Genomic DNA, 25965 nt, shown 5'->3' on the forward strand with positions numbered 1-25965 from the left:
GTCGGCTCTAGTCAGGAGTAGCCCAATGAAACTTGACCCCGCAATCAGTGCCAAGCTGGCCGTTCTGCAGCCCAACCAGATCGGATTGCTGGCGTGGACATTGCTGGCGCATCCGCCAACCGCTCTGTACGCCGGTGGCGTTCCGCACCAGCCCGAGCCAGATACACCGCAGCCGGTCGAACCCGGTGAGCCGACCCTACCGGATGAGCCGCCACCCGCGCCCGTTGCGTGACTATTGCGTCAGCGGCCAGACCCTGTCGGCGCCGGTCAGGAACATACGGGTGCCCGCCTGCGGCGCCACGTTCCAGCCGCCGGTGAATTCCCCGAATGCTGGCAGCACCGCGACCTGCGCGCCGATCACGAAGCACGGCAGGCGTAGGCGCTGTCGGGCGCGGCCGCGCAACACATAGGCAGGGTGCACATGGCCCGCCAGTACGGCATGGCTCGCGTGTGGCTCAGGTTCGTGGCACAGCGCAAATGGGCCGAGCAGCCAAGGCTCCTCATGCACGGTGATACCCAGCTCGACGGGCGGGTCGCCCGCATGCCGGTCGTGGTTGCCACGCACCAGCACGATCTCAAGCTCGCAATGCCGTGTACGCCATGCTGCAAGCGCTGCCAACGTGCCGGCGGCGCGCGCGGTTCTGGCGTGCAGAAAATCCCCCAGCACCACGAGCCTGTTGCATGCATATCGCGCCAGCAGTTGGTCGAGCCGAGCCAAGGTTGCCTCAGTGGTGCCACGCGGCACGGGCTGATGCAGCGCGCGGTAGCTTGCGGCCTTGCCGATATGCAGGTCAGCCACCAGCAGCGTGTGCTGCTGCGGCCAGTAGATTGCTTTGTCCGCCAAAAGCAGCAGCGTTTCGCCTGCGTATTCGATTGCCAGTTCATCCATGCGCGGTGCCTGCGGCCTGTTCCAGTTCTGCGACCATTCTGGCGATGCGATCGGCCAGTTTTTCGGTGCTCATCGTTTCGCGCAAGCCTTCGACCAGCAAGGTGAACGCCAGCGGGCTTGGGCGCTTCAACACATGTAGGTCGAGGCGCCGAGCGGCCATTTTTTCCAGCTGCCAGCGCAGGCGCTCGATCTCCAGCTCTTCGGCCAGCACCTCGTCACGGGCCTGGCCCAGCAGCAGGTTATCCGGGTCATGCTTGCGGAACACCTCGAAGAATAGCCCGCTGGACGCCTGGATCTGACGCATGCTTTTCTGCGCAGCCGGGTAGCCGCCAAATACCAACCCGCAGATCTGCGCGATTTCCCGAAAGCGCCGCAGCGCCATTTCGCCAGCATTGAGGCTGGCCAATACGTCGTCGAGCAAGTGCTCGGCGGACAATACCCTTGGTAGCCACGCGGCCCAGTCAATACGGCTCGGGGTGAGCAGCTCGAAGCCGTAATCGCTCACCGCAATCGACACCGACAGCGGCTGCTCGCGGCTCACCCGCCAGGCGATCAGGCTAGCCAACCCCAGGTTGGCCATGCGCCCGGCAAAGGGGTAGAGAAACAAGTGCGAGCCTTGGCGAGTGTTCAGGGTTTCGGCAAGCAGGGTGGTGGTGGTCGGCACGGCAGACCACTGCGCCTGCAGCGCCAGGAGCGGGCGCACCGCACGCAGCTCGGGGTTGTTGAAGCGCCCGTGGGCGGCGGCGTCCAGTTGTTCGACCAGTGCGTCGGCCAGCTCGCTGGAAAGCGGCATGCGCCCACCATTCCAGCGTGCCACTGCGGCCTTGCGCGAGGTGCTGCGGCGCACATAGGCGGTCATGTTCTCGACCCGGACCAGCTCCAGCACGCGCCCGCCGAACATCAGCGTGTCGCCTGGGCGAAGGCGGGCGATGAAGGCCTCTTCGACACTGCCCAAGGTCTTGCCGCCACCGCCCTTGCTCCAGAATTTCAGCTGTACGCTGGCCTCGCTGACGATGGTGCCAATGCCCATGCGGTGGCGGCGCGCCAGGCGCTCGCTGGCCACCCGCCATATCCCGTCAGGGTGTGCTTCGACCCGTTGGTAGTCGGGGTAGGCGCCCAGCGAGCTGCCGCCGTTGCGCACAAAAGCCAGCGCCCATTGCCAGTGGCTGTCGCGCAGGTCGCGGTAGGCCCAGGTACTGCGGACTTCAGCCAGCAGTTCGTCAGGCCGCATGCCGCTGCCCAGCGCCATGCTGACCACATGTTGCACCAGCACATCCATGCACAGGCGCGGCGAGCGCCTGGCCTCGATGCGCCCGGCTGCCAAGGCTTCGCGCGCGGCGGCGGCCTCGACCAGCTCAAGGCTGTGGGTGGGCACCAGGGTGATACGCGAGGTGCGCCCCGGCGCATGCCCGGAACGCCCGGCGCGCTGGGTAAGCCGGGCGATGCCCTTGGCCGAGCCGATCTGCAGCACGCGCTCGACGGGCAGGAAATCCACCCCAAGGTCCAGGCTTGAGGTGCAAACCACCGCTTTGAGTTCACCTTTTTTCAGTGCACCTTCCACCCAGTTACGCGTTTCGCGGGCGAGCGAGGCATGGTGCAAGGCGATCTGCCCGGCCCAGTCGGGGCGCGCGTCGAGCAGCGCCTGGTACCACAGCTCGGCTTGGGCGCGGGTATTGGTGAACACCAAGGTGCTGGCGCTGTGCTCCAGCTCATCGGCCACCTGGGCAAGCATCTTCAGGCCCATATGCCCGGCCCAGGGGAAGCGTTCAAGCTGGGCCGGGATCAAGGTGTCGACCTCCAGGCGCTTGTCCTGCCGGCCCCGCACCAGCAAGCCGTGTTCAGGCACCAGCACCTGCATGGCGTGGTCAAGGTTGCCCAAGGTGGCCGATAGCCCCCATACCAGCAAGCCCGGCTGCCAACGGCGCAACCGGGCCAAGGCCAGTTGCAGCTGGACGCCGCGCTTGTTGCCCAACAGTTCGTGCCACTCATCGACCACCACCAGGCGCAGGCTGGCAAAGTCGTTCTCGGCTTGGGCGCGGGTCAGCAGCAGGGTCAGGCTTTCGGGCGTGGTGATCAGCGCGCTGGGCAGGCGCCGAGCCTGGCGGGCACGTTCGGCGCTGCCAGTGTCACCACTGCGCACGCCAACGCTCCAGTTCAGTTGCAGCTCATCCAACGGCGCCTGCAAGGCACGCGCAGTGTCGGCGGCCAAGGCGCGCATGGGCGTGATCCACAGCACTTGCAGCGCTGCCGGCTGGCGCCCGGCGCTGTTTTGCGCAAAGGCGCGCAAGGCGGCCAGCCATACCGCGTAGGTCTTGCCGGTGCCGGTGCTGGCGTGCAGCAGGCCAGACTCGCCGCGCCCCACTGCTGCCCACACCTGCCGCTGGAAGGCAAAGGGCTTCCAGCCGCGGGTGGCGAACCATGCATTGGCGAGGTCGGGCATGCGGGCGAAATCCTGCGAGGTCTGTGACTCTACTGACCGCCCGCCAAGCCGTTTGGTTTAACCGAATCAGGCGCCCAATAGATAACCGCTGCGGCAGACCTTCTCGCCCGCCACGTGGGCCACCACCATGCCGGCTGTGGCCATGCGCCGCAGGCTGCGCGCATACATCAGCCCTGCCTGCGGCGTGTGCAGCGGCGTGACACGGTCGCTGAGCGGGTCGATCACTTCGGCAACCCGTTGCCCGGCCTCCAGGTACTGGCCGGGCTTGGCGTGAAACACCAGCAGCCCACCCAGCGGCGCGGCCACCTGCTCGACCGCCGCCAATGGCGTTGCCGGGCGGCGCAAGGCCGGCAGTGGCGCAGGCTCGCCTTCGATTACACCGCTGTGGGTCAGAAAGTCCAGGATCGCCTGGCAGTCCTGGGTGGCCAGCGCGTGGCTGACATCGCCCTGGCCGCGCAGCTCGATGGTCACCGCGACGCTGCCCAGCGGGATCGGGAAGCGCTTGCCGAAACGCTGCTGCAATTGCCACCACACAAGACTGAAACATTCATCGAACGACTGCCCACCGGAGTCGGTGGCCAGCAGGCTTGCCTGCACACCCAGGTAGCGCGCCAGGGGCTCTACTTGAGGCCAGGCTTCGGGGGTGGTGTACAGGTGTTCCACAGCCTCGAAGTCGCAGTGCAGGTCGAGCACCATATCGGCATCGCAGGCCAGCCGTTGCAGCACCAGGCGTTGTGATTGCAGTGGCGTGCGCGCCGGGTGCGCATCCAGGCCGCGGCGCAGGTATTCGCGGATCAGCGCCAGGTTGTGCGCGGCATCCTGGGTCAGGTGCGGCTCGATCTGATCGCCGATGCTGTCAGACAGGTCGACGAACTTGCGGTTGAAGTTCTCGCCGCTTTGCAGCTCGAAGCGGCCCAGCGGCGCATCCAGCAGTACCTGCTCCAGGCCCACCGGGTTGGCGACCGGCACCAGCACCACTTCGCGGCGCAGGCGGTCTTGCTGCTCCAGCTCTGCCAGGCGCTGCTTGAGGTGCCAGGCTACCAACATGCCTGGCAGCTCATCGGCATGCAGCGAAGCCTGAATATAGACCTTGGCCCCATCGCGCGGGCCAAAATGGAAGCTGTGCAACTGGCGGGTGATACCGGGGACAGGGGACAGCAGATCGTGGGTCGAATGGTGCATGGGCGGCCTGAGGCAAACGTGGATAAGAAGACCCAAGGATAGAAGCACAACTTTGCGTGCCGCGCACGTTCAGCCGAGCAGTGCTTGCAGGGTGGCCAGATCGTCAGCCTGCTCGACGGTTTTGTCATGCCGCCAGCGCAGCATGCGCGGGAACCGCACCGCGATTCCGCTTTTGTGCCGCTTGGACAGCGCAATACCCTCGAAACCCAGTTCGAACACCAAGGTCGGGGTGACGCTGCGCACCGGGCCGAAGGTCTCTATCGTGGTTTTGCGGACCACCGCATCGACCTTGCGCATTTCTTCGTCGCTCAGGCCGGAGTATGCCTTGGCGAAGGGCACCAGCGTGCGTTGTGCCGCGCCCGGTGGGCCGTCCCACACCGCGAAGGTGTAGTCGCTGTACAAGCTGGCCCGCCGGCCATGGCCGCGCTGGGCGTAGATCAGCACCGCATCGACGCTGAACGGGTCGATTTTCCACTTCCACCAAAGGCCCATGTCCTTGGTGCGGCCCACCCCATACAGCGCCTCGCGTTGCTTGAGCATCAAGCCTTCGACCCCCAGGCTGCGCGACGCCTCGCGTTGGCGGGCGAGGTCGGCCCAGGAGTCGCCGGTTAGCAGCGGTGAGAGCAGCAGCGGCGCCAATGGGTGCTGTTCCAGCAGGTGCTCCAGCTGGCGCCGACGCTCGTGCTGCGGGCGGTTGCGCCAGTCCTCGCCTTGCCATTCGAGCAGGTCGTAGGCTTGCAGCATGACCGGCGCATCGGCCAGCAGTTTCTTGCCCAGGGTCTTGCGCCCAAGGCGTTGCTGGAGCAAGGCAAAAGGCTGCACGGCAATGCCGTCGCCGCCGGGCTTCCACACCAGGATTTCACCATCGATCACCACCCCGTCGGGGAGCGTGGCCGCCAGTCTGTGCAGCTCCGGGAAACGTTCGGTGATCAGTTCTTCACCCCGTGACCACACCCATAGCTGGCCGTCGCGCTTGACCACCTGGGCGCGGATGCCATCCCATTTCCATTCCACCTGCCAGTCCTGCACCGCGCCGAGCGCGCTGTCGAACTGCTCGACGGGCAGTTGCAGGGCGTGAGCGAGGAAAAACGGGTACGGCTGGCCGCCGCGCTGTTGGTGTTCGTCGTCCGACTCCGGGGCTACCAGCTTGAGGTAGCTGGCGGCGACCGGGCGGTGGCTGAGGTCGGTATAGCCGACCATGCGCTGGGCCACGCGTTTGGCGTCAAGCCCGGCAAGCTGGGCGAGGGCGCGGGTCACCAGAAGCTTGGACACGCCGACGCGGAAACTTCCGGTGACCAGTTTCAGGCACAGCATCAGGCTTGGGCGGTCGAGCTTTGACCAAAGCTGCGGCAGGCGCTCGCGCACCGCTTCGCCAGGCTGCCCACGCAGGGGCAGCAGGTGGTGTTCGACCCAGATAGCCAAGCCCTCATCCGTGCCATGCGGGTTTTCCGGCAGCAGCAACGAGATGGCCTCGGCGAGGTCGCCTACCGCTTGATAGCTTTCCTCGAACAACCATTCCGGCAGCCCGGCCTGCTCGGTGGCAAGTTCGCGCAGCAGGCGGCTGGGCACCAGCTGGCGCGGCCGCCCGCCCGCCAGGAAGTACACTGCCCAAGCCGCATCGCCTGCCGGCGCTGAGGCAAAGTAGTCGCGCAGCGCTTGCAGCTTGGCATTGCTGGAGGTGGTCGCATCCAGGCGCAGGTAGAGCTCGGCGAAGGCCTTCATGCGTCGGCCTGCGCGGCGGGCACATCGTCTTCTTCTCCGTATTCGGTGACGAACCCGCGAGCATCCAGGCCCTGTTCGCTCAGGTAGCGCACCAGCACGTTGACCGAGCCATGGGTGACCATCACCCGCTCGGCGCCGCTTGCGTTGATGGCCCACAGCAGGCCCGGCCAGTCAGCGTGGTCGGAAAGGATGAAACCCCGGTCGACCCCGCGCCGCCTGCGCGCACCGCGCAGGCGCATCCAGCCGCTGGCGAAGCCGTCGCTGTAGTCGCCGAAGCGCTTCATCCATGTGCTGCCGCCTGCCGAGGGAGGTGCCAGCACCAGGGCCTGGCGCAGCATCGGGTCATTGCGCGGCAGGTCGCCGACATACAGTGTTTCGGGCAGATACACGCCAGCTTCGCGGTAGACCCGGTTCAGCGGCTCGACCGAGCCATGCACCAGGATCGGACCGATGTGCTCATCCAGCCCGTGGAGAATGCGTTGGGCTTTGCCGAAGGCGTAGCAGAACAGCACGCTGGCCTTGCCCTGGTCGCGGTTGGCGCGCCACCAGGCATTGATGTCGGCAAACACCTCGGCCTGGGCCGGCCAGCGATAGATCGGCAGGCCGAACGTCGACTCGGTAATGAACGTATGGCAACGCACCGGCTCGAACGCCGCGCAGGTGCCATCGGGCTCGACTTTGTAGTCGCCAGAGGCCACCCACACCTGGCCCTGGTATTCCAGGCGCACCTGCGCCGAGCCCAGCACATGGCCCGCCGGGTGCAGGCTGAGGGTCACGCCATGGTGCAACAGGCGTTCGCCGTAGGGCAGGGTTTGCAGGTCGATGCCCTGGCCCAGCCGGCTACGCAGAATGCCGGCGCCCGGCGTGGCGGTGAGGTAGTGGCGGTTGCCGGAACGCGAATGGTCGCCGTGACCGTGAGTGATCACCGCACGATCCACCGGCCGCCAGGGGTCGATATAGAAATCGCCGGGTGGGCAGTACAGGCCTTCGGGGCGGGCGATGACGAGGTCCATGAGCGGGGGCGTCGGTGGCGGGTGTTACAAGGTGGGAGCGCTGCCGGGGAAATAAAGTTCGGATTTAGTTGCCTGCCGCGAGGCAGTCGCTCGCGACAGGGTTCATTGTGCTGCGCCTGATTACTTGCCAGGCACCAAGGTCAAGCGTTGGCTGCCATACGCCCGGCCAAAGTTCTGTGGCTGCACGGGCAGGCTCATGAAGCGGCCTTTGAACCACGCATCCAGCCCGTCGCCGTAATGGCGGCTGGCGGGGTTGCCGGACTGCCCGCTGCTGGTCAGCACCTGCAGGGGTTCTGCCTGGCCGAAGTCGACGACCATGCGTGCCGAGTTCGGCAGGCGTGTGTCGAAGTTGTTGCCCCAGGCGTACGGGGTGAGCGCCAGTGTGCTGAAGTCTCCGCCTGCAGCCAGCGGCGCGCGGGTCTGGGTATCGCCCAAGCCTTGGTAGCTGGCAGCGGGCCAGCGGTACTGGTGCAACTTGCCCCACTGCCAGGCGCGGCGGTCGGCGCCCAGTTGCGCGGTGCCGGTGTCGATGGCTGCGGCCAGGCTGCGCGCCAGGATGGCGGGCTTGTCTTCTTTCTGCGGGGTGTTGCGATCATCCCAGAACGGGCTGTCTTCGCGGCCCAGCAAGTGGTCGGCCTGGGCTGAGTAGGACAACTGCGCATTGCTGACGAAGGCCTGCCACGCGGCGCCAGACGCGGGGCCCAGTTCGTCGAGGAAGGTCTGGCGGGTGACTTCCTGCAAGAACAGTTCGTACAGCGCAGCATCGGCCGACACCGGGCTCAGGCGACCGTCGAACGCCTTGAGCCGGGCCAGTGCGTCACGGGCTTTGTCACGCTGGGCGGCCGGCAAGGCGTCGATGGCCTGCTTGAGTGGCTGGGCCATGCCAGGGGCGTCGAACATCTGCTTGAGCTTGGCGGCCAGCAACGTCACCTGATCGTTCTGCAGGGCCATCAGGCTGCGGCTGTCATGGCGGCCATTGCCGGCAAGCTCGGCCAGGCGCTCGGCGCGCTCGGGGTAGTACCAGGTGCTCGACAATTGCATGCCATAACCCTTGGGCAGGCTGCGCTGGTTGGCGTGGCTGATGAAGCCTGTGGTCGGGTCCTGGTCGTAGGGGTGAAGCATGGCGTCGGCGTAGCCATCCCAGTCATAGCGCCCGTCCCAACCCGGTGAGGGCAGCAAGCCTTGGCCGTCACGGCGGTTGGGGTAGCGGCCACTGACCTGCCAGCCGATATGGCTTGGCTCGGCGAACACGAAGTTCAGCGCCGCAGCGCCCACTTCACGGGTGCTGTCGAAGGCGCGCTCGATGTTGCTGGCGCGGGTCAGGTCGAACAACGCATCCAGGCTGCGGTCGCCTTTGAGCTGTGGCACGTGCAGCGCCAGGCCCAGGCTGCCGTGGCCCGGCAGCAGGGTGCCGTGGCGGGTGTCGTACATCACCTCGCGCTGCGGGCGCTGGCCACGGACCAGGAAGGTCTCGTTGCGGCCCCGGGCCGGCTGCCATTTGCCGTCGGCCAGGTAGCTCAGTTGGTTGCCTTGGCGGCGCACCTGTTCAAGGAACAAGTCCTGGTTGTCGGCCATGACGGCGCTGGCGCTCCAGGCCAGCTTGCCGTTGAAACCGGCCAGCACAATCGGCAGGCCGGGCAGCGAAAGGCCCGCCACCTGGTACTTGCCGGTGTGGATCTGCACCGGGCTCAGCGCCCAGCTGGCGCGGCTGTCGCTGGCCAGCAGGCTTTTGCCACTGCGGCTGCGCTGCGGGCCAAGCGCCAGGTTGGAGGAACCTGGGCTACCGAGCAGACCAAGGTCGGCGAGCTGCTGGCTGGCGGCTGCGAGCGAGGCCAGCCCCGGCAGTTGGGTGGCCAGGTTGACCCCTTTGAGCTTGTCGGTTTCGCCATGGGCCAGCGGCTCGTCGGGGGCCACTGGCAGCAGCCAGGCCAGTTTGTCGGCACCGACTTTCTGCGCCAGGGTAAGGGCCGAGAGTTCTTCCTGCAGGTTGGCCGACTGGCTGAAGGCATACAGGCTGAAGACCAGCGCCGAATCTTCGGGCTTCCAGTATTCCGGGCGGTAGCCGCTGGCGGCGATGTCTGCCGGCAGGTTGTTGCGGTAGCGGAACAGGTAGGCGTTGACGCCCCGGGCATAGACTTCGAAGAAGCGCTTGAGCCGTGGCGAGGCATCGGCATACAGCTGGGCGGCGCTCTGCTTGAGGTTGGCGGCGCGCATCAGGCGGTCGATTTCCAGCGCATCGGGGCCTGCCATTTCGGCAAGGCGGCCCTGGGCCAGCAAACGCATGGTGAGCATCTGGCCAATGCGGTCGCCGGCGTGGACGTAGCCCAGGCTGAATAACGCGTCATGGAAGTTGCTGCTCTCGATCAGCGGTGCGCCCATGGCATTGCGCCGTACCGAGACATTTTGCGCCAGGCCCTTGAGCGGTTGCACACCGCTGCCAGGCAAAACGCTGCCCTTTTGGCCGCCGATCTGGCAACCGGCCAGCGCAAGCATGCCGAGCAGCGCGGCGGCACCGCCGAAACGGAGACGGAAGGGGGGAAGGACGGCGGCGGCCATGAACGGGGCTCCTGCGGGGCGAGGCGGGGAAAAGGCGCTAAAGGTAGTGGGACAAACCGCAAGCTTCAAGTTGAAAGCGGCAAGCGGCAAGCAAAAGCGGATGGGTTGGCGACCCCGCTCTCACTTGCTGCTTGCCGCTCGAACCTTGTGGCTGCTTCAGGCCCCGTGGCACTTCTTGAATTTTTTCTCGCTGCCGCATGGGCATGGGTCGTTGCGGCCAACGTCCTTCAGGGCGTTGCGCACCGGCTCCTGGTGGCCATGGTTGCAGTGCGGGCCGTGCACGTGGCCGTGGTCATGGTCGTGGTCGTGGTGATGGTCATCGCCGTGGTTGCAGTCAGGGCCATGAACATGAGGTTGTTGGGTCATTGCAGGGTCACTCCGGTTGAATATGGGCGCGATTATCGCACCCTTGCGCGCCAAGTGCAGCGGCTCATCCGACCAGATAGCTGGCGCAGCATTTCTTGAACTTCTGGCCGCTGGCGCAGGGGCAGGGGTCATTGCGCCCGGCCTTCAGGCCCACCGTCGGGTCAATGAAATACCAACGCCCGCCGTGCTGGACGAAGGCTGAGCGCTCGCGTTGCTGGTGATCGCCCTCGGCATCGTGCCAGCGCGCGGTAAAGGTCACGAAGGCATGCTCGGGTTGCCCGCCGAGTACCTCGGCGCTTTCTACTTCAAGCCCAAGCCAGGTGCTCTGGGCGCTCCACGCAGCCATGGCCGCGCGGTCCAGGCCGCTTTGCTGGGCCACAAGCGTGGTTGCCACCAGATAGTCCACCAGCCCCAGCACATAGGCGCTGTAGCGCGAGCGCATCAGGGCTTGCGCGTCCGGTGCCGGGGTGCCGGCATGATAATGCCCGCAGCAGGCATCGAGCAGGTTGCCACTGCCGCACGGGCAGACCGAGACACTCATTGAATCACCACCAGTACTTGCCGAAGTTTTCAGGGTTGGCCCAGAACCTGGCGTTGAGCCAGTCCGGGACCTGTTTGTAGTCGTGCAGATCATAGGTGAACAGGCTCAGCACCTGTTCGTCGCGGGTGAATTTTTCGCTTGCCGACAGCGCCAGCGAGAAAAAGTCGGTGTCGTGCCAGCCGCAGGCGGCGAGGTCGGCCAGTACCGCGACGCGGCTGGCATTGAGGTTGCGGATGCCACCGAGCAGCTCCAGGCCCTGGCGCTTGGGCAAGTGCTCCAGGCAATCCACCAGCAGCGCCAGCTCGAAGCGTTGTGCTGCCAGCGGCGCCGGCAGCGGGCCGGGCGCGGCCACCTCGATGTGCGTCTGCGGGTGGGCCTTGGCAAAGGCGTCCAGTGCCGGGAAGCGCGTGCCCACCAGCAGCAAGGTGCGCGGGGCAAAGCGTTCGAGCAGGGCGGCCAGCGCTTGCTGCGGCGTGCGGAGTGAGACAGCGTCGGTCATTGCCATTCCTCGTTCAGGTCGCTCAAGACTAGCGGCCTGGAGCGCGCAGGCAAAGAGGCGTGGCTTATTGCTGGCACATCGTGAAACAGCGGTCTTTACTCCCAGAGCATCGGTTTTGCACCGATTCCCCCCTAGGAGAAGCAACAAGATGAGCATAGTACGCACAGCGATACCCCTGGTTCTGCTCACCAGTGTGTTGACTGGTTGTGCAGGTTTGCAAAAAACCGACTGGCCGAAGTGTGCTGCCGTCGGGGGCGTGGGCGGCGCGGCCCTGGGCGCCATCGAAAGCTCCAGCTGGGCTGGTTGGGGCGCCTTGCTCGGCGGTGGCCTGGCGGCTGGCTACTGCTGGGCCAATGGTGACGGCGACGAGGACGGCGATGGTGTGCCGGACAGTCGCGACAAGTGCCCTGGCACCCCGCGCGGGGTGCAGGTCGATGCCAACGGTTGCCCGCCGGCAGCGCCTGTGGTGCAGGAAGAAGTGGTGGTGCAGAAGGAGGAAGTCATCGTCATCCGCGATGTGCACTTCGAGTTCGACTCGGCGCGCCTGACGGCCACCGACAAGGACCGCCTCAACACCATCGCCACGCGCCTCAAGCAAGAAGCACCGAGCGCGCGCCTGAGCGTCAGTGGGCATACCGACAGCGTCGGCTCCGATGCGTACAACCAGAAACTGTCCGAGCGCCGTGCCCATTCGGTAACGGATTATCTGGTGCAGAGCGGCGTGTCGCGCAGTAGCTTCGTTTCGGTGGTCGGTGCCGGTGAAACCCAGCCGGTGGCTGACAACGCAACCGCCGACGGCCGCGCCATGAACCGCCGTACCGAGATCAAGATCCAGCGTTGAGCGCAGTGCGTGCGCGCCTTGAGAAGTGGCGCGGGCGCGTCTTTACTCCTGTGTGACCGGTAGTGGCCGGTGACACAGGAGCATCGATCATGAATGTCATGTCGAAGGCGGCGCTGCCGCTACTGGTGGTGACTGGCCTGTTGGGCGGCTGCGCCACCCACAGCGATGGCAGCGCACCCCTCAATCAACGGACCTGGCCACTGTGCAGCCTGCTTGGCGGGCTGGTCGGCGGCGGCCTCGGGGCTATCGAGAGTTCCAGTTGGGCGGCCGGTGCTGGCGCCGCGGGGGCGATCGTCGGTGGCCTTGTCTGCTATGCCCAGGACGGCGACCAGGACGATGACGGTGTATTCGACCGCCGCGACCGTTGCCCCGACACCCCGGCCGGAACCCCGGTGAACCACATGGGGTGCCCAGTGCCGCAATATCCGCCGGCACAGACCCAGCCCGAGCCTGTAGCCGCCACCGCGCAAGTGATTACCCTCGACGACCAGGGCCAGGTGCTGTTCGCCTTCAATTCCGCTGAGCTCAATACCGGCGCGCAGCAGCGCCTGCAAAGCCTGCTGCCCAAGCTCAACGACCCCAGCGTTGTGAGCGTCAAGGTGATCGGCCATACCGACAGTGTCGGCTCCGATGCCTACAATCAGGGGCTGTCCGAGCGCCGTGCCAGCAGCGTGGCCGAGTACCTTATCAGCCAGGGGCTGGCGCCGCAGAAGGTGACCAGCCAGGGGCGTGGCGAGAGCGAACCGGTGGCTGACAACGACACCGACGAGGGCCGTGCGCAGAACCGACGGGTGGAACTGCACCTTAACTGAACACCCTCTGGCGCGCGCCCTTGCAACGGGGGTACTGTTGTCGACATGGCCCGCTCGGCGGGCCTTGCCGGCACAACAATAATGTCAGTGGGGGCGAGGGCATGAAGTTCATCCTGGGCTTGGGCAAGTTCCTGACCGTGGTGTTCTGGTGGGTGGTGCTGGTCAATCTGTTGATCCCGCAGCCGCTGCCGCTCAACCTGCTGATCAACGCTGCTGGCATTTGCCTGCTTGGCCTGCATGTGCTTGAAGTGCTGTGCTTCAACGCAAGCTTGCGCGGGCGCAGCCACCGCTGGTTCGACCGGTTGCAGATCCTGCTGACCGGTATCTTCCATGTCATGTCCATCCCCAAACCCGAAGAGGCGTCGCGCCGTGCGTAAACTGATGTTGCTGGCTGCCCTGGCCACGCCGATGGCCCAGGCCGAGAGCCTGGAAGTGGCTGCCCATTCGATGCTGCGCTTGCCCAACAAGGCTGCAAGCGTGCACCTGGAGCAGCTACGGGTGGCCGATTCTGCCACTTTGCTGTTGCCGGCCACGCTGACTGATTTAAAGATCGACCACCTTGAGCTTGGCCGTGATGCGCGCATTGCCATTGCCCCTGCCGCTGCGGGCTTGAGCATCGTGGCGGGCAGCGCAGCGCTTGGCGCGGGCAGCGAGTTCAGCGCTCCTGGCGCGCCGGGCAGTTACGAGCGCGCTGCGCGTCCGGGCCGGGACCTGGATATCCGCCTTGAAGCGCTGGAAGCTGAACGCTTGGTAATCGATGCGCGCGGCGGTGCGGGTGCGCCGGGTTACGTTGGGCTGGATGGCGCCAATGGCAAGGCCGGTGGCTGTACTTGGGGCCAGGCCAGCCGGGGTGCCAACGCTGATAACGGCGGCAATGGGCACGACGGGGCGGCTGGCGGGCGAGTGCGGCTGGCGCTGCCTCAAGGGTTTGCGCGCGAACGGGTTGAAGTGCGAGTCGATGGCGGGGCGCCGGGGCAAGGTGGCGCTGCCGGTGTGCCGGGTAAAGGTGGGGCGAGTAAAGGCTGCCTGGTTTATCGCACGGCCGCCGGAGCCAATGGGCGGCCCGGTCAGGCGGGTGAGCCTGGGCTGGCTGGGGCTGCTGGGGAGCTGATTCTGCAGCGGCTTTGAGGCCGGCTGGGGCTTGTGGAGTAAACGCGACCGTGGGGCCGCGCCCAGCCGCGATATCGGCGCCGTTTTACCCGGTCAGTGTAGGAGCGGCCTTGTGTCGCGAAAGGGGGGCGGAGCGCCCCCAGGATTTGTGCACCACGCTAATATCGCTGGGGCCGCTTCGCAGCCCTTTCGCGGCACAAGGCCGCTCCTACCTCGTGCGGCTTTTGGTTCATGTTGCTGGCGTTAGGGGGCAGAGATCGTCAGCTAGATCAAACCCAAAGCCGCGAACTGGCAACCGCCACAACCCCAACCCCGATCAGCAGATTAACCCCCACCATCCGTCGAATCCGCGCCAGCACCCCGGCCCCCGCAGCCCAATCCTCTGCCTGCACAGCCGCGCGCAGCTCAGGCAGCAGCAACGCCTGTACCCGCATGAACAAGGCGAACATCACGATCCCACCGCCGATCATCACCTGAACATACCGCGGTGCCGTCTCGAAGCCGACGAAGCGCAGGTGAATCATGCCCACCCCACTCACTGCCAGCACCACCACAGCAAGCCAGACCCATCCGAAAAAGCGTCGGAAAACTTCCACCCACAACCGCAGCCGCGCCGGCCCCTCAAGCGCTGAAACCATTGCCGGGCGCAGCACCAGCCAGGCGAAGAACATCCCGCCGACCCAAATCAGGGCAGCCAGAACATGCAGTGTATAGGGCAGGGCAAAGGCAACCATCCGGATCTCCATTCGGCACAAAGGGCAATAGCCGGGTATGATAGCCCCCCATGCGAAACACTGAAAATATATCCAGCCCTTCGGGCGTCCGCAGACCATGATCAGTACCGAACTCAAAGCCACCATCCAGGGCGCCTACTCGCGTTTCCTCGAAGCCAAAAGCCTCAAGCCGCGCTATGGCCAGCGCCTGATGATCGCCGAAGTCGCCAAGGTGCTCGGTGACATTGCCACCGACGACGAAGGCCGCCGTGCAGGCGAACCCGCCGTGGTAGCGGTCGAGGCCGGCACTGGTACCGGCAAGACCGTCGCCTACAGCCTGGCCGCCATTGCCGCCGCCAAGGCCGCAGGCAAGCGCCTGGTGATTGCCACCGCAACCGTGGCCCTGCAAGAGCAGATCGTGTTCAAGGACCTGCCCGACCTCATGCGCAACAGTGGGCTGAATTTCAGCTTTGCGCTGGCCAAGGGCCGTGGGCGCTATCTGTGCCTGTCCAAGCTCGACGTGCTGCTGCAAGAAGGCCACGCCCAGTCGGCCACCGCGCAGCTGTTCGAAGAAGAAGGCTTCCATATCGAAGTCGATGAGCGCAGCCAGAAGCTGTTCAACAGCATGATCGAAAAGCTCGCGGGCAACCGCTGGGACGGCGACCGCGACAGTTGGTCGGAAAACATCGAAGACCAGGACTGGGCGCGCCTGACCACTGACCACGGCCAGTGCACCGGCCGCCATTGCCCGAACTTCCAGCAGTGCGTGTTCTACAAGGCACGTGAAGGCATGGGCAAGGTCGATGTCATCGTCACCAACCACGACATGGTGCTGGCCGACCTTGCACTGGGTGGCGGCGCGGTGCTGCCCGACCCGCGTGACACCATGTACGTATTCGACGAAGGCCATCACCTGCCCGACAAGGCCATCGGCCACTTCGCCCATTACTCTCGCCTGCGCTCCACCTCCGACTGGCTTGAGCAAACCGCCAAGAACCTGACCAAGCTGTTGGCCCAGCACCCGCTGCCGGGCGACCTTGGCCGCTACATCGAACAGGTGCCGGAGCTTGCGCGTGAAGTGCGCACCCAGCAGCAGTTCATGTTCACCCTGTGCGAGCAGGTGGCCGATTTCCGTGCCGGCGAAGACATGGAAGGCCGTGACCGGCCGCGCTACCGTTTCGAAGGCGGTGTGGTGCCCGAGCAAATCCGCGAAGTCGGCATCGAGCTGAAAAAAGGCTTTGCCCGCCTCAACGACCTGTTCACCCGTCTGGCCGACCTGCTCAAGGAAGGCATGGACGGCGAAAGCAGCATTGGCATCGCCAGCCACCAGGCCGAAGAGTGGTACCCGCTGTTCGGCAGCCTGGTCACCCGCGCCCAGGGCAACTGGGAGCTATGGACCGCCTTCACCGCCGAAGACCCGGAAGACAGCCCGCCGATGGCGCGCTGGTTGACCCTGGCCGAAACCGGCGCGTTGTTCGATATCGAGGTCAACGCCAGCCCCATCCTGGCTGCCGAGATGCTGCGGCGCAATCTGTGGAATGTCGCCTTCGGCGCGCTGGTCACTTCGGCCACGCTGACCGCGCTGGGCAAGTTCGACCGCTTCCGCATGCGTTCGGGGCTGCCGCGTGATGCGGTGCAGTGCGTGGTACCCAGCCCGTTCGTGCACGATGACGCAGGCGTGCTGCGGGTGCCGGACCTGGGTGCCGACCCGCGCGATGCCACGGCGCATACCGCGGCGATCATTCGCGAGCTACCTGGCATTGTCGAGGGTGCTCGCGGCGCGCTGATCCTGTTCTCTTCGCGCAAGCAGATGCAGGATGTATTCGACGGCCTGGACCGCGACTGGCGCAAGCTGGTGCTGATCCAGGGCAACCTGTCCAAGCAGGAAACCCTGAACAAGCACAAGGCGCGGGTCGACGATGGCCAGCACAGCGTGCTGTTCGGCCTGGCAAGCTTCGCCGAAGGTGTCGACTTGCCGGGTGCCTACTGTGAACACGTGGTTATCGCCAAGATCCCCTTCGCGGTGCCCGATGATCCGGTCGAGGCTGCGCTGGCCGAGTGGATCGAGGCCCGTGGCGGCAACCCGTTCATGGAAATCGCCGTACCTGACGCTTCGCTGCGCCTGATCCAGGCCTGCGGCCGCCTGCTGCGTACCGAGCAGGACCGTGGTGTCATCACCTTGCTCGACCGGCGCCTGGTCACCCAGCGCTACGGCAAGGCTATTCTCAATGCACTTCCGCCGTTCCGGCGCGAAATCAGCTGACCGCCGGAGCAAGACGCACCGGCGTGCTGTCCATGACTGAGTTGCGAACCCATGAGGGTTCAGAAGGAGAGCTACCGCCCCATGATCCGTCGCACCCTACCTGCCATGCTTACCCTGTTGTTCAGCGCGCCGTTGCTCGCCGGGCAACAGACACTGTTCAGTTTCGTGCGCCCTGCCTCGGTGGTGAACGTCACCACCCAGGACGCCGGGATGCCGCAGTACAACGCAGAGCAAACCGCCGAAGGCGAGGTGCTGCGGCGGGTGGTATTCAACCCCGTGGCCCAGCCGACGCTGCGCCTGGCGCCGCCAAGCGGCGCGTGGGACTGGTCGGCCGGGCAGTTCCTCACCCTGCGCCTGCAAAGCGGCATGGATTGGGCGCTGACGGTAGATGTCACCGTTCAGGGTAGCGATGGCCGCACGCTGACCAGCCGCGTCGACCTGCCGGCCGGCCCGGCGCAGACGGTAATGGTTCCGCTGGTCGCCCGGTCGCCGCTAAGCCAGGGCATGCGCGCCGGCCCGCCGATGCCTTGGAGCCACGGCGGCGAGCGCCTGCTGCTGGCCAGCAGCAAGGGTGAAGTGGACCTCAAGCAGGTCACCTCGGTGAGCCTGAGCATCCCCAACCCGAATGTTGCCCAGAGCCTGCTGATCGAGCGCGTAGGCCTGCAAGACGATGACCTTGCATTCAAGGCTGCCTACAGCGAGCTGATCGACGGCTTTGGCCAGTCGACACGCGGCAACTGGCCAGAAAAGGTCAGCAGCGACGAGCAGCTCAAGGCTGCCAGCCTGCGTGAGCAGCCGCAGCTCAAGGCCTGGCTGGCCGAACGCGACAAGCTCGGCCTGGACCCATACGGCGGTGTGCAGGCAGGCCCCGCGTTCGATGCCAAAGGGTTCTTCCGTACCGAAAAACGTGACGGGCGCTGGTACCTGGTGACACCGGACGGCCACCCGTTCTATTCGCTTGGGGTCAATGCCGTTGCGCCAGACGGCGGGCGCACCTATGTTCAGGGCCGTGAGGGCATGTTCAAAAACCTGCCAGGCGAGGGCCAGGCGCTGGCTGCTTTTTATGGCCAGGGCAATAACGACGATGGCAACACGTCCTCTCAGGGCCGCCACTTCAAGCAGGGGCGCTGGTTCGACTTCTACAGTGCCAATCTGCAGCGCACCTATGCCAAACCGTGCCAGGCCGATGCCCAGGCTGCCCCATGCCCGCCACTGGCATTCGATGCCGCGCGCTGGCAGGCGCATACCCTCGACCGCTTGCAGGCGTGGGGTTTCAACACCTTGGGCAATTGGAGCGACCCGTCGTTTGAACACGCCCAGCGCATGCCCTACACGCTGCCACTGTCGATCGTTGGCGACTACGCCAGCATCAGCACCGGCATGGACTGGTGGGGGCGCATGCCCGACCCGTTCGACCCGCGCTTTGCCATGGCCACCGAACGCGCCGTGGCCATTGCCGCACGCGACCACCGCGATGACCCTTGGCTGATTGGTTATTTTGCCGACAACGAACTGGCCTGGGCTGCGCCGGGTGCAGACCCCAAAGCCCGCTATGGCCTGGCGTTCGGCACCTTGCGCCTGACCACCGACGTGCCGGCCAAGCGCGCCTTCCTTAAACAGTTGCGCGACAAGTACCGCAACCAGGACGGCCTTTCCAAAGCTTGGGGCATCGAGCTCAGTGCCTGGGAGTTGATGGAAGACCCAGGCTTCGAGGCGCCACTGCCCAACCCGGAACACCCGGAAATCGAGCGTGACTACCAGTACTTCCAGCAGGTATTCGCTGAAACCTACTTCAAGACCATCGCCGATGCCCTCAACTGGCACGCGCCCAACCACCTGCTGCTGGGCGGGCGCTTTGCGCAGAGTACGCCGGAAGCGGTCAAGGCCTGCGCGCGTTACTGTGACGTGCTGAGCTTCAACTTCTATACCCTCAAACCGCAGGACGGTTACGATTTCGAGCGCCTGGCCGAGTTGGACAAGCCGGTGCTGGTATCGGAGTTTCAGTTCGGTTCGCGTGATCGCGGCCCGTTCTGGCCAGGTCCGGTCGAAGTTGCGCGGGAAGAGGAGCGGGGCCCTGCGTACGGCAACTTCCTCAAGGCGGCGTTGGCCCAGCCCATGATTGTCGGGGCGCACTGGTTCCAGTACCTCGACCAGCCGGCCAGCGGCCGGTTGCTCGACGGCGAAAACGGCCACCTTGGGCTTGTGGCCATCACCGATGTGGCCTACCCGGGCTTCGTCGAAGCCGTGCGAAAGAGCAACCTGCAAGCCGTTGGTCAGTTGCGCACCGTGTTGCAGAAACCGGCGCAGTAAGCGGGTCGGGCGGGGCAGGAGTGGGCGATTCCGCGGCTTTATCGAGGGCCATCCAGTAGGCAAACCGCCCAACTACTGAAACAATGCACGCCTTTGCCAGTCAGGTCGTACGGAGAGGTAGCGGGTGCAGATCCAGGGTCACTATGAGCTGAAGTTCGAGGCGGTGCGCGATGCCTTCGCCGCGTTGTTCGAGGATCCCCAGGAGCGTGGCGCTGCGCTGTGCATCCAGGTCGGCGGCGAGACCGTTGTCGACCTGTGGGCCGGCACCGCCGACAAGGACGGCCAGCAGGCGTGGCACAGCGATACCATTGCCAACCTGTTCTCCTGCACCAAGACGTTCACGGCCGTCACCGCCCTGCAACTGGTCGGGGAAGGCAAGCTGGCGCTGGATGCACCGGTAGCGCGTTACTGGCCCGAGTTTACCCAGGCCGACAAGGGCAGCATCACCCTGCGCCAGTTGCTCAGCCATCGCGCCGGCCTGCCGGCCATCCGCCAACTGCTGCCCGCCGAGATGCTTTACGACTGGCAGGGCATGGTCGATGCCTTGGCCGCCGAAGCACCCTGGTGGACGCCCGGCAGCGAACACGGTTACGCCGCCATCACCTATGGCTGGCTGATCGGTGAGCTGATTCGCCGCGCCGACGGTCGTGGCCCTGGTGATTCGATTGTCGCCCGCACCGCCAGGCCGCTGGGCCTGGACTTCCATGTTGGCCTTGCCGATGAAGAGTTCCACCGGGTGGCGCATATTGCCCGTGGCAAGGGCAATGCCGGCGATGCCGCTGCCCAGCGCCTGCTGCAGGTGACGATGCGTGAGCCCGAGGCGTTGTCGACGCGCGCCTTTACCAACCCGCCGGCAATTCTTACCAGTACCAACAAGCCTGAATGGCGGCGCATGCAGCAGCCTGCGGCCAACGGGCACGGCAACGCCCGTAGCCTGGCCGGTTTTTATGCCGGGCTGCTTGATGGCAGCTTGCTCGAATCCGAACTACTGGATGAGCTGACCCGTGAACACAGCCTGGGCCAGGACCGCACCTTGCTCACCCAGACGCGCTTCGGCCTGGGCTGCATGCTCGACCAGCCCACGGTGGCCAATGCCACCTTCGGCCTTGGCGCCCGTGCCTTCGGCCACCCGGGGGCAGGCGGCTCGGTTGGCTTTGCCGACCCGGAGCACGACGTGGCTTTTGGCTTTGTCACCAATACCCTCGGCCCTTATGTGCTGATGGACCCGCGCGCGCAACAACTGGTGCGGGTGTTGGGCACCTGCCTTTGATCGGGTAACGCGGGTATTGCCTGCGGCCTTTGACTATCCTCAATGCCAACGCCTCACCCGTGTGGGCAAAATATCCTTCTATTTCATGGTGTATCGCTGATGTCTTCACATAAAACCTTAGCACTCGCGCTGTGCCTGGCCATGACCGGCTGCGCCAGCCATTCGCAGGACGCGTCCAAAGACAGCGGCCTGAGCTGGTGGCCATTTGGTTCGGACGCAGTCGCCGACAAGGAAGTGAAGGGCGCTGTTACCGAGAACGTGGCCAAGGCCGATGCCAAATCAGAAAGCGGCAGCCGTTGGTGGTGGCCGTTTGGCGGTGACGACAGCAAGGCGCAAGCCGCTGCCGTGCCGAAAATCGACCACAAGGCCACCCAGGCCTGGCTCGACCAGTACGAACCTAAAGTGCGCGAGGCCATCAAGGGCAGCAAGTTCGAGCTGGAGCGCCGTGAAGATGTGCTGGCGGTGACCATCCCGGTGGACGGGGCCTACAACCCTGACCGCCCGAACATGCTGCTGCCACTGACCCTCGGCCCGATTACCCAGGTGGCCAAGGCCATCGAGACCGACAACAAGACCGCCATTCTGATTCTCGGCCATGCCGACAGCAGTGGCGCCACGGCTGCCAACCAGAAGCTCAGCCTGGAGCGCGCAGCCTCGGTCTCGGCGATCTTCCGTCTTAGCGGCCTGAAACGTGACCGCCTGATGCTCAAGGGCATGGGCTCGGTCATGCCACGTGCGGCCAACGACAGCGCTGCCGGCCGGGCCTTGAACCGCCGTGTCGAGCTGCTGCTGACGCCGCAGGACACCATGGTTGCCCTGCTGGCCAAGTACCAACAACCTGCCCAGGCGCCTCAGCCAGCCGCGATGGTTGCCACGCAGGACGCCAAGGCGCCGGCCGCCGCTGCCGCTAAACCTGCGGCCAAGCCCGCTGCCAAACCGGCCGCCAAGGCTGCAGCAAAACCTGCTGCGAAAAAAACCGTAGCCAAGGCCAAGGCGCCAGCCAAGGCCACCGCTGCCGCCAAGAAAGCACCTGCAGCAGCCAAGCCTGCCGCAAAAAAGGCAACCACCGACAAGAAAGTTGCCGCCAATAGCCCTGCGAAGACCAACTGATCGTCAAGGAACCGCAGCAATGACCCAAACCCTGGCCGATATGCGCCGCGACTACACCCGTGATGGCCTGGCCGAAGCCCAGGCTCCGGGGGAGCCGTTCGCCTTGTTCCATCACTGGTTCGCTGATGCGGTGAAAACCGAGCAGTTGCCGGTGGAGGCCAACGCCATGACCCTGGCGACCGTCGACGCCGAGGGTCGCCCACATTGCCGGGTGCTGTTGCTCAAGGCCCTGGATGCGCGTGGGTTCACCTTCTTTACCAACTACACCAGTGCCAAGGGCCAGCATCTGGCGGCCAACCCGTTTGCCGCCATGACGTTCTTCTGGCCGGCGCTGGAACGCCAGGTGCGTATCGAGGGGCGGGTGGAGAAGGTCACGGCCAAGGAGTCGGACGACTATTACCAGGTGCGTCCACTGGGCAGCCGCCTGGGGGCCTGGGCTTCGCCGCAGAGCCAGGTCATTGCTGATCGGGAAGAACTCGAAGGGCTGGTCAAGGCCACCGAGGCGCGCTTCACCGACACCCAGCCGCATTGCCCGGAACACTGGGGAGGCTACCGTTTGCTGCCCGAGCGCATCGAGTTCTGGCAGGGCCGCGCCAGCCGTCTGCATGATCGCCTCAACTACCGCCTGGTAGAGGGGCAATGGCAGCGCGAGCGCCTGGCGCCGTAATGCCCAAGGGGGCCGTAACGCGGCCCCTGTCTACGGTTGTCTTGCCGCTTCGCGTTGCAGCCAGGCTGGCAGGTCCTTGCGTTTTACCTTCTCCCGCTGCGCCCGCTGCAGCAATTGCAGCATGTGCTCGCGCCGCGCGGGGTCGCTGCCGGCCATCGACAAGGCCAGATCGCGGTCCATCCAACGGCGCATGCGCACGTACAGCCAACCGTGGAAATACAGGCCAGCCACTGTGGCCACGACAACGATGAAGTAATCCATGACTATCCTTGGTCCAACCTGTTGAGTCCGGTCTGCAGCCGCTGTTTGGCTGTACCCGAGCTGAATGAGAACAAATTTGTCATCGTTGCGCCGTGACACCGGTCATGGTGCAGAGTCTAATAGTCACCTGTCTTTTGGAGATTGTCCTCATGCGTAAATCCGTTTTGCTGGTGGCGAGCTTCACCACCATGGCCCTGCTGCTGGGCGGCTGCCAGTCGTCGCTGACCGGCGACAGCTACTCCCGTGATGAGGCCCGCCGCGTGCAGACCGTGCGTATGGGTACCATCGAATCCTTGCGCCCCGTGAAAATCGAGGGCACCAAGACCCCAATTGGCGGTGGCGCTGGCGCCATTGTCGGTGGTGTGGCCGGTTCGGCAGTTGGTGGCGGCCGTGGCAGCATCGTGGCTGCGGTGATCGGTGCGGTTGCCGGTGGCCTGGCCGGTTCCGCGGCTGAAGAAGGCCTGACCCGCACCCAGGGTGTGGAAATTACTGTCCGTGAAGATGACGGCAGCATGCGTGCTTATGTGCAGCAGGTGCAGCAGAACGAAATCTTCCGGGTCGGCGAGCGCGTGCGCATCATGACCGTGGATGGCACCAGCCGCGTCAGCCACTGACTGCAGCCGTAAAAACAAAACCCCGAACCGGCCTGGCCGATTCGGGGTTTTTTATTGGACGCTATCGCCGTATGCAGGCTTACAGCCCGAGCATGTCCCGCGCGACTGCTTCGGCGATGCGGATGCCGTCGACACCCGCCGACAGAATGCCGCCCGCGTAGCCTGCGCCTTCACCTGCCGGGAACAGCCCCTTGAGGTTAAGGCTCTGGTAGTCGTCGCCACGGGTAATGCGCAGTGGCGAGGAGGTGCGCGTCTCGATGCCGGTGAGCACCGCGTCATGCAGGTTGTAGCCTTTGATCTGGCGGTCGAAGGCCGGCAGTGCCTCGCGGATGGCCTCGATGGCAAACGCCGGCAGGGCTTCGGCCAGGTCGACCAGGGTGACGCCCGGCTTGTAGGAGGGGTCGACGCTGCCAAGGGCCTTGGAAGGGCGCCCGGCGACAAAGTCACCGACCAGTTGCGCGGGGGCGTGGTAATTGCTGCCACCCATCACATAGGCGTGGGCTTCGAGGCGCTCTTGCAGCTCGATGCCGGCCAGCGGGCTGCCCGGGTAATCGCGCTCGGGGTCGATACCCACGACGATGCCCGAGTTGGCATTGCGCTCGTTGCGCGAATACTGGCTCATGCCGTTGGTGACGACGCGGCCCGGCTCGCTGGTGGCGGCGACCACGGTGCCGCCTGGGCACATGCAGAAACTGTACACCGAGCGGCCGTTCTTGGCGTGATACACCAGTTTGTAGTCGGCAGCTCCCAGTTTCGGGTGGCCTGCGTATTTGCCCAGGCGCGCCTTGTCGATCAGCGACTGCGGGTGCTCGATACGGAACCCAACCGAGAACGGCTTGGCTTCCATGAACACGCCCTTGGCGTGGAGCATGCGGAAGGTATCGCGGGCGCTGTGGCCCAGGGCCAGCACCACATGGCGTGAGTGCAGTTGTTCGCCGCTCTCCAGCACCACACCGGTCAGTTGCTCGCCCTCGGTGAGCAGGTCGGTGACTTTTTCCTGGAAGCGCACTTCGCCGCCCAGGTTGATGATTTCTTCGCGCATCTTCTCGACCATGCTGGTCAGGCGGAAGGTGCCGATGTGCGGCTTGTTGATGTACAGGATCTCGTCCGGCGCGCCGGCTTTGACGAACTCTTCGAGCACCTTGCGGCCGTGGTGCTGCGGGTCCTTGATCTGGCTGTACAGCTTGCCGTCGGAGAAGGTGCCGGCGCCGCCTTCGCCAAACTGCACGTTGGACTCGGGGTTGAGCTCGCTTTTGCGCCACAGGCCCCAGGTGTCCTTGGTGCGCTGGCGCACTTCCTTGCCGCGTTCGAGCACGATCGGCTTGAAGCCCATTTGCGCCAACAGCAGGCCGGCGAAGATGCCGCACGGCCCGAAGCCGACCACGATGGGGCGGGCCTGGGCGGTGTCGCTTGCATGGCCGACGAACTTGTAGGTGACGTCTGGGGCGACGCTGATCTTGGTGTCATCGGCGTGCTTGCGCAGCAGTTCTTCTTCGTTGCTGGCGTGCAGGTCGATGGTGTAGATGAACAGCAGCTCGCTGTTTTTCTTGCGCGCATCGTAGCTGCGTTTGAACAGGGTGAAGCTGAGCAGTTGCTCATCAAGGATGCCCAGGCGCGCGACGATGGCTTGGCGCAGGTCGTCGTCGGTATGGTCCAGGGGCAGCTTCAGTTCAGTGATTCGTAGCATGGCAGGGTCCAGTATCCCGGCCATGGGCGGCCGGCGGCTTTACACAAACCGCCAAGTATAAGCTGTTCGCCGCCCCGACTGGCAGGATAAAACCGCCCAGTGGTCAGAGGTCGCGTGCACCGCCGTAGTAGGCGCAGCCTTGTACGCTCTTGCCGTCGATGCGCAGCTCTGCCTTGAGGTGGCGAATGGCACCGGTTACCGGGTCGACGCAGCGCTGCGGGGCAACCCACAGCTCAACCCGCTGGCCATTGGCTTCGCTGGACAGGCTCAGGCCACCGCCGGGCATTTGTTCTTCCAGAAACGGCAACGGCAGTGGCGCCTGGCCTTCACGGTTGAGCACCATGCCTTTGCCGCTGGCCTTGATGTCCCAGGCGGGGTGCTGGCCGTCGGCGCGCAGGGTGAGCTGTTTGAAGTTGGGGTCTTCGCAGCTGCGGGTAGTGGGTTCCAGGCGGTACAGGCGGGTCACGTCGACCTGGCCGTCGCTGCCGGCCTGCTTGCTGCCGGCCAGGCGCCCACGCAGGTCGGCGAACAGTTTGTCGCCGGGGGATTTGGCGAGGTTTGCGGCTTCTTGAAGGATGGCGGTGCCGCCTGCGTCTTTGATCACGAACTGGCGTGCTTCAGTGCAGGGTTTGAACAGCAGGTGGCCGCCGGCTGCGCTCAGTTCACCTTGCATGCGCGTGGTGCCCAGGTTTGGGTCTGCGGGTTTCTCGGCGAGCATCTGGCAGCCGGCGAACAGCGGCAGCAGGGCAGTGAGCAGCAGGGGGGTGAGGCGCATTGGGCGGGCTCCGGGAAACTGTACAAAAGAGGCGCCACGTTACTGAGGGTGCAGTGGGATCACAAGGGCTTATCGCGGGGCAAGCCCGCCAGCCGAGTTTTGGAGCCCAGTTCTGTGCAGGCCCGTGCTGGCCTCATCGCAGGCTGTCGCCAGCTCCCACAGGTATCTTGGCCAGATCTCAACATTGTGGCTGAGAGGGGGCTCTGTGGGAGACTCTATGGTTTTGTACAACCTTGTTTTCGCCAGCCATATCTCCTTGTGGCGAGCGGGCTTGTCCCGCGTTGGGCTGCGCAGCAGCCCCTTGGGTTTTCAGGGCTGCTGCGC

Annotated in this window: 24 protein-coding genes; 11 read left to right on the forward strand and 13 right to left on the reverse strand. The window is 65.2% G+C overall.

Annotation, left to right across the window (positions count from 1 at the left end):
* The first annotated feature begins 25 nt into the window (after positions 1-25).
* Entirely contained in the window at positions 26-232 is a 207-nt protein-coding gene (locus HU720_RS02250; RefSeq protein WP_186516939.1) for a hypothetical protein, read from the forward strand.
* Here the strand turns inward: HU720_RS02250 and pdeM are convergent, their stop codons facing one another.
* From pdeM to HU720_RS02295, 9 genes are all read right to left on the reverse strand, one after another.
* Positions 233-889, reverse strand: a complete 657-nt coding sequence (gene pdeM / locus HU720_RS02255; protein ID WP_186516941.1) for a ligase-associated DNA damage response endonuclease PdeM — start codon at positions 887-889, stop codon at positions 233-235.
* The gene (locus HU720_RS02260) at positions 882-3329 is read right to left on the reverse strand and encodes a ligase-associated DNA damage response DEXH box helicase (protein WP_186516943.1); all 2448 of its coding nucleotides are present in this window, start codon (positions 3327-3329) and stop codon (positions 882-884) included. The genes pdeM and HU720_RS02260 overlap by 8 nt, the downstream gene beginning before the upstream one ends.
* A 66-nt stretch (positions 3330-3395) precedes the next feature.
* On the reverse strand, positions 3396-4511 hold the full coding sequence (locus tag HU720_RS02265; RefSeq protein WP_186516944.1) for a succinylglutamate desuccinylase/aspartoacylase family protein: 1116 nt from the start codon (positions 4509-4511) through the stop codon (positions 3396-3398).
* A gap of 69 nt (positions 4512-4580) precedes the next feature.
* Positions 4581-6233: an ATP-dependent DNA ligase gene (locus HU720_RS02270; RefSeq protein ID WP_186516945.1), complete on the reverse strand. Its 1653-nt coding sequence runs from the start codon at positions 6231-6233 to the stop codon at positions 4581-4583.
* Positions 6230-7246 carry a ligase-associated DNA damage response exonuclease gene (locus tag HU720_RS02275; RefSeq protein WP_186516946.1) on the reverse strand — a complete coding sequence of 339 codons (1017 nt, stop codon included), beginning with the start codon at positions 7244-7246 and terminating at the stop codon, positions 6230-6232. The genes HU720_RS02270 and HU720_RS02275 overlap by 4 nt, the downstream gene beginning before the upstream one ends.
* Before the next feature lie 120 nt (positions 7247-7366).
* Positions 7367-9802, reverse strand: a complete 2436-nt coding sequence (locus HU720_RS02280; RefSeq protein ID WP_186516947.1) for a penicillin acylase family protein — start codon at positions 9800-9802, stop codon at positions 7367-7369.
* A gap of 156 nt (positions 9803-9958) precedes the next feature.
* Positions 9959-10168, reverse strand: coding sequence for an SEC-C metal-binding domain-containing protein (locus HU720_RS02285; protein WP_186516948.1), 210 nt, complete (start codon positions 10166-10168; stop codon positions 9959-9961).
* Positions 10169-10232: 64 nt separating this feature from the next.
* The gene (locus HU720_RS02290) at positions 10233-10709 is read right to left on the reverse strand and encodes a YchJ family protein (protein WP_186516949.1); all 477 of its coding nucleotides are present in this window, start codon (positions 10707-10709) and stop codon (positions 10233-10235) included.
* Positions 10710-10713: 4 nt separating this feature from the next.
* Positions 10714-11208: a DUF6231 family protein gene (locus HU720_RS02295; RefSeq protein ID WP_186516950.1), complete on the reverse strand. Its 495-nt coding sequence runs from the start codon at positions 11206-11208 to the stop codon at positions 10714-10716.
* Positions 11209-11356: 148 nt separating this feature from the next.
* Between HU720_RS02295 and HU720_RS02300 the strand changes: the two genes are divergently transcribed.
* The 4 genes from HU720_RS02300 to HU720_RS02315 all read left to right on the forward strand — a co-directional run bounded on the left by HU720_RS02300 (position 11357) and on the right by HU720_RS02315 (position 13989).
* Positions 11357-12049, forward strand: a complete 693-nt coding sequence (locus HU720_RS02300; RefSeq protein ID WP_186516952.1) for an OmpA family protein — start codon at positions 11357-11359, stop codon at positions 12047-12049.
* An 89-nt stretch (positions 12050-12138) separates the two neighbouring features.
* Positions 12139-12861 carry an OmpA family protein gene (locus HU720_RS02305; RefSeq protein ID WP_186516954.1) on the forward strand — a complete coding sequence of 241 codons (723 nt, stop codon included), beginning with the start codon at positions 12139-12141 and terminating at the stop codon, positions 12859-12861.
* A 101-nt stretch (positions 12862-12962) separates the two neighbouring features.
* On the forward strand, positions 12963-13238 hold the full coding sequence (locus HU720_RS02310) for a DUF1145 domain-containing protein (protein ID WP_186516956.1): 276 nt from the start codon (positions 12963-12965) through the stop codon (positions 13236-13238).
* Positions 13231-13989, forward strand: a complete 759-nt coding sequence (locus tag HU720_RS02315; RefSeq protein ID WP_186516958.1) for a collagen-like protein — start codon at positions 13231-13233, stop codon at positions 13987-13989. Before HU720_RS02310 ends, HU720_RS02315 begins: the two co-directional genes overlap by 8 nt.
* A 251-nt stretch (positions 13990-14240) precedes the next feature.
* Here the strand turns inward: HU720_RS02315 and HU720_RS02320 are convergent, their stop codons facing one another.
* Positions 14241-14705 (reverse strand): CopD family protein, encoded by a 465-nt coding sequence (locus HU720_RS02320; RefSeq protein WP_186516960.1) that lies wholly within the window; start codon positions 14703-14705, stop codon positions 14241-14243.
* A 97-nt stretch (positions 14706-14802) separates the two neighbouring features.
* Here HU720_RS02320 and dinG point away from each other — a divergent pair, with 97 nt between their 5' ends.
* The 5 genes from dinG (at position 14803) to pdxH (ending at position 22304) form a co-directional block, all read left to right on the forward strand.
* Positions 14803-16947, forward strand: coding sequence for an ATP-dependent DNA helicase DinG (dinG, locus tag HU720_RS02325; protein WP_186516962.1), 2145 nt, complete (start codon positions 14803-14805; stop codon positions 16945-16947).
* Between the two features lie 81 nt (positions 16948-17028).
* Positions 17029-19257: a beta-galactosidase gene (locus HU720_RS02330; RefSeq protein WP_186516964.1), complete on the forward strand. Its 2229-nt coding sequence runs from the start codon at positions 17029-17031 to the stop codon at positions 19255-19257.
* Positions 19258-19381: 124 nt separating this feature from the next.
* Positions 19382-20527, forward strand: a complete 1146-nt coding sequence (locus tag HU720_RS02335) for a serine hydrolase (protein ID WP_186516966.1) — start codon at positions 19382-19384, stop codon at positions 20525-20527.
* Between the two features lie 99 nt (positions 20528-20626).
* On the forward strand, positions 20627-21637 hold the full coding sequence (locus tag HU720_RS02340; protein WP_186516968.1) for an OmpA family protein: 1011 nt from the start codon (positions 20627-20629) through the stop codon (positions 21635-21637).
* A 19-nt stretch (positions 21638-21656) separates the two neighbouring features.
* The gene (gene pdxH, locus HU720_RS02345) at positions 21657-22304 is read left to right on the forward strand and encodes a pyridoxamine 5'-phosphate oxidase (protein ID WP_186516970.1); all 648 of its coding nucleotides are present in this window, start codon (positions 21657-21659) and stop codon (positions 22302-22304) included.
* 30 nt (positions 22305-22334) lie between these two features.
* On the opposite strand, the gene HU720_RS02350 is transcribed toward pdxH, so the two are convergent.
* Positions 22335-22565 carry a hypothetical protein gene (locus HU720_RS02350; protein ID WP_186516972.1) on the reverse strand — a complete coding sequence of 77 codons (231 nt, stop codon included), beginning with the start codon at positions 22563-22565 and terminating at the stop codon, positions 22335-22337.
* A 149-nt stretch (positions 22566-22714) separates the two neighbouring features.
* On the opposite strand from HU720_RS02350, the gene HU720_RS02355 reads away from it, so the two are divergent.
* Positions 22715-23179 (forward strand): glycine zipper 2TM domain-containing protein, encoded by a 465-nt coding sequence (locus HU720_RS02355; RefSeq protein ID WP_186516974.1) that lies wholly within the window; start codon positions 22715-22717, stop codon positions 23177-23179.
* Between the two features lie 79 nt (positions 23180-23258).
* Here the strand turns inward: HU720_RS02355 and HU720_RS02360 are convergent, their stop codons facing one another.
* Entirely contained in the window at positions 23259-24866 is a 1608-nt protein-coding gene (locus HU720_RS02360) for an NAD(P)/FAD-dependent oxidoreductase (RefSeq protein WP_186516976.1), read from the reverse strand.
* Between the two features lie 103 nt (positions 24867-24969).
* Positions 24970-25641: a hypothetical protein gene (locus HU720_RS02365; protein ID WP_186516978.1), complete on the reverse strand. Its 672-nt coding sequence runs from the start codon at positions 25639-25641 to the stop codon at positions 24970-24972.
* Positions 25642-25965: the final 324 nt, after the last annotated feature.

The sequence above is a fragment of the Pseudomonas sp. SWRI51 genome, from assembly GCF_014268825.1.
Taxonomy (GTDB): Bacteria; Pseudomonadota; Gammaproteobacteria; order Pseudomonadales; family Pseudomonadaceae; genus Aquipseudomonas; species Aquipseudomonas farsensis.